Below are 4,064 nucleotides of genomic sequence, written 5' to 3'. Positions count from 1 at the left end.
CAACTCGAAGAAGTTGTCCATCACGCCGATAGGCTGGATGCCTAAAACTTTTTCCCAAATCAAAGTCAGTTGTAGTTCTAAATCGTCTCGCGGCACCACAAAATTTGCTTCTGACTCTGGCCTGGTTTGGTCAGGTGCCGGTAGGGCGCGGCGATCTAATTTTCCGTTGGGGGTTAAGGGCAGGGCATCTAGGAAAACGAAAGCATTTGGCACCATGTATTCGGGCAGCTTCTGTTTGAGGAAGCGGCGCAGTTCATTGACTGCGGGAGCCTGCTCTGGGTTAGAAATAATGTAGGCGACTAAACGTTTGTCGTTTTCTCTGTCTTCCCTAGCTGTGACCACACACTGTTGCACGGTGGGGTGTTGTGCCAAGACGGTTTCAACCTCACCCAGTTCGATCCGGAAGCCACGGATTTTGACTTGACGATCAATCCGACCGATAAATTCAATGTTACCATCAGGAAGGTAACGAGCTAAGTCCCCAGTTTTGTAGAGTCTTGCTCCTGGTTCATCGCTAATTCGATTGGGGATGAATTTCTCAGCTGTTAAGTCGGGGCGATTCAAATACCCTCGCGCCAAACCAGCACCCCCAATATGCAGTTCGCCTGCAACACCAATCGGTACAGGTTGAAGTTGAGAGTTTAGAATATAAACTTGTGTGTTGGCAATCGGTCTCCCGATAACTGGCTTTATTTCAGATGCTCTAAGGGTACAAACTGTAGTATCCACAGTGCATTCTGTAGGACCATAAACGTTGTAAAAACGGATGTTTTTAGCTGTTATTAACCTTTGCCATATGGATTCATTGATCGGTTCTCCTCCAACCAGTACATACTCAGGAGCGCTCTTGCTATCAAGCAATCCCTCTGAAATCAGCAATTCCAGCTGTGATGGTGTGCAGTCAAATACGTCTATCTCGCGGCGCTGTAGGTAAGATAACAAGGCAGATCCGTCAAAGCGGAGGTATTCTGGCACAATCTCAAGCGTGTGACCATATAGGAGCTGAATGACTTGTTTGACAGACGTATCAAATGCCACTGGTCCATTCAAGCTGACTCGAAGTTGGCTTTCTTCATCAGCAGTATAAATGGCTTGAGCAAGACCCCTTGCTAGATTGAGAACAGAGCAATGCTCGATGGTTACTCCTTTGGGCTGCCCTGTTGAGCCTGAAGTATAGATGACGTAGGCTAAGTTACTGCCTTTCACCCCACTCACCGGATTTTCTGCACTCTCTTGAACAATTGCTCCCCAATCTGTGTCAAAGCAGACTACACGAGTTCTGTTCTCAGGTAACTGATTCACCAACTTTTCTTGAGTCAGCAACACTGGAACCTGGGAATCAGACAGTATGTAGGCTAGACGATCTTTGGGATACGCTGGATCTAAAGGTACATAAGCCCCACCTGCTTTGAGAATGCCTAATAGACCTACTACCATTTCTAGGGAGCGCTCCATACAAATGCCTACCAGCACCTCTGGTTTTACTCCCAGTGCTTGCAAGTAACGTGCTAGTTGATTAGCTTGGGCGTTCAATTCCCGATAGGTCAGTCGCTGATTATCAAACACCACAGCCACGGCATCGGGTATCCTTTCTACTTGGGCTTCAAACAACTGATGAATACAAACATCCTTGGGATAATCGACCTGGGTATCATTCCACTGCACCAGTAGCTGATGCCTTTCTAATTCGGTTAAAAGTGGCAATTCACCAAGACATTGGTGAGGTTTTGCGGTGATGCCTTCGAGTAAAGTTTCTATATGCCCCAACATCCGAGCGATCGCATCATCATCAAATCGGCGACAGTCATAGTCAATTTTCAGTAACAGTTCCGATTCTGCATAGACAGCTAAGGTAAGGGGGTAATTAGGCTGTTCGAGAAGTTCAAATTCCCGGTGTTTCCACTTTCCTCCCTGCCTGACAAGAGCAGCACTCAGCTCGTAATTCTCAAACACTAGGAGGCTCTCGAACAAGGGCATTCCCCTCGGTACTTCACTCCACTGTTGAATCTTTACTAAGGGAGTATGCTCATAATCCCGCAAGGTAATCCACTGCGATCGCAATTCCTTAAGCCACGGTAACAATGGCCTGTCGGGATTGACCTGAACCCGCACTGGCAGAGTATTAATAAAAAGCCCTACCATCGACTCCATACTTTTGAATGCCGAGTGTCTGCAAGCTCTTGTCGCACCAAAAACCACATCATCTTTGCCACTATAACGATTCAGCAACAAAGCCCAGGCTCCCTGAACCAGGGTATTGAGAGTCAATTGGTGTTCCTGAGCTAAAGCTGCCAAAGCTGAAGTACACGCCATTGACAGCCGAACTTTCTGCGTTCTATAATACTTTTTCTCAATTCCAGATGCTTTTGCCAGTGACAGCGGGATAGGTGCTTCAAAACCGCGTAATTGCCGCCGCCAGAACTCTTCTGCTTTCGTTAACGACTGTTGTTCCAGCCAATCAATATAATCTCGATAAGGATGAGCTTTTTCTAATTGAAGATCCTGGTTTTGGTAAAACGCTTCATAAACGGCAAAAACTTCCTTCAGGATAATTAAAATAGACCGCCCATCCAGCAAAGCGTGATGGAACGTCCAAACCAGCTTGTAATCGGCTTCAGCCAACTGGAAAAGCGCCAAACGCATCAGCGGTGGTTCTGCAAGATCAAACCCCCGTTGGCGATCCTCCTGAAGATAAGCTTGTAGTCTGCTTTCCTGCTCTGATTTAGATAATCTCCGCCAGTCTTGCTCTTCTAATGGCAGTTTCACCTGCTTGTATACCGATTGTTGCAGGTGATGTGAATCTTCCCAACTAAAGCTAGTTCTCAAGATTGAGTGTCGCTCTACAACTCGCTGCCAACTTTGGAGCAAAGCCGCAACATTCAGGTTTTCAGCTAAGCTACAGATTATCTGCTCGATATAAACCCCACACAGCTGCTCATAAAGGCTATGAAACAACATGCCTTGTTGCATTGATGAAAGCGGGTAGGAATCTTCGAGCGGCATAGTCGTGACTCACAAACCTTAGACTTCGATTATGCACACAATTAATCCCAGTGGAAAATCTCGCAACAAAACTTAACAATTTGCTTTTCCAATATGTGGGGTAATTTGGCTCAACCGCTCCCCCAGCAACCTGTACTGCTGGTTGTCCTTGACCAGCAGCACTGCCATGCCAGCATGGCGTGGCTCCACAATCACCGCCAGTTGCTCTGGCGCGAGTCAGCCCCGTGTAGAGCAGGTGGCGCGAGAGCATGACGTAGTGCTGCATGTACAGCGGTTTCCTGGACATGGTGTAGCAGCGATCGCAGTTCTGGGACAAACTCCAAGTCTGATCTTGTCTGAATCTGCTACGCTTTTGAATCTTGACGCTCGCAGACCAACGCGTCTCAGTGCTGCGCCGGAATCTGGGCTCAATCATCCGCCTGCACCCGATCTATGCAAGCTCGCAATTTTTCACCCAGCACCTTTACGTGAGGTTCTTTTAACATGGTAAAGGTGTCGCCAGGAACATCATGGATCTCCAATCCTCCAGCAGCCAGTTCGCTCCATCCCAAGTCAGGTTCCAAGAATTCAATTTCCTCCATAGCCCGGAACAGGGTCACTCGATCCGGGTAGACCTCTGGTGCAAATACAAACCTTTCTCCCTCACTTTTTCCCTGGCGATCAGCGAAGTCTTGGTAATCTTGAGCTAAACGACGGCTTATATCCTCGTAAAACTTGCAGTAAATACTCGTTAGCCTACTCAAGACATTCTCGATATTCCGCTTCATCTTGTTTAAAACGTAGGCATGTCCAAGTCGGGAAAAGTTATTCCAGTGGGCAGCAACCCAATCTTGGACTGACAATATTTTGATGCTATTCTCATCTCTTAGGGTACCTAACAAGGCTAGCAGCTCCACCTTTTGACCTTGTGCGTGGAGTTGCTCAGCCATATTATAGGCAACCCTGCCTCCGCACATTATGCCTGCTAGAAAATAAGGACCATTCGGTTGAATCCTTCGCATTTCTTTGATGTAGTGATTGTCCAGGTTTTCAACCAAATTCTGGGAAACTTCATCCATGAT

General features: G+C 47.2%; 3 protein-coding genes. All 3 read right to left on the bottom strand.

Features of this window, described 5'->3' with window-relative positions:
- Positions 1-3,003 (bottom strand): amino acid adenylation domain-containing protein (locus tag ACE1CM_RS30555; protein WP_374882619.1); only part of this gene is annotated, 3,003 nt, incomplete at its 3' end.
- A complete protein-coding gene (locus tag ACE1CM_RS30550; protein WP_374882617.1) occupies positions 2,945-3,319 on the bottom strand; it encodes a hypothetical protein in 375 nt (124 codons plus the stop codon). The genes ACE1CM_RS30550 and ACE1CM_RS30555, both read right to left, overlap by 59 nt.
- Positions 3,320-3,410: 91 nt before the next feature.
- Positions 3,411-4,064, bottom strand: a 654-nt coding sequence (locus ACE1CM_RS30545) for a thioesterase domain-containing protein (RefSeq protein WP_374882616.1), incomplete at its 5' end; no start/stop codon positions are given.

It is taken from the genome of Microseira sp. BLCC-F43 (assembly GCF_041929235.1).
Classification (GTDB): domain Bacteria; phylum Cyanobacteriota; class Cyanobacteriia; order Cyanobacteriales; family Aerosakkonemataceae; genus Microseira.
This window is presented reverse-complemented; position numbering and strand designations above follow the sequence as displayed.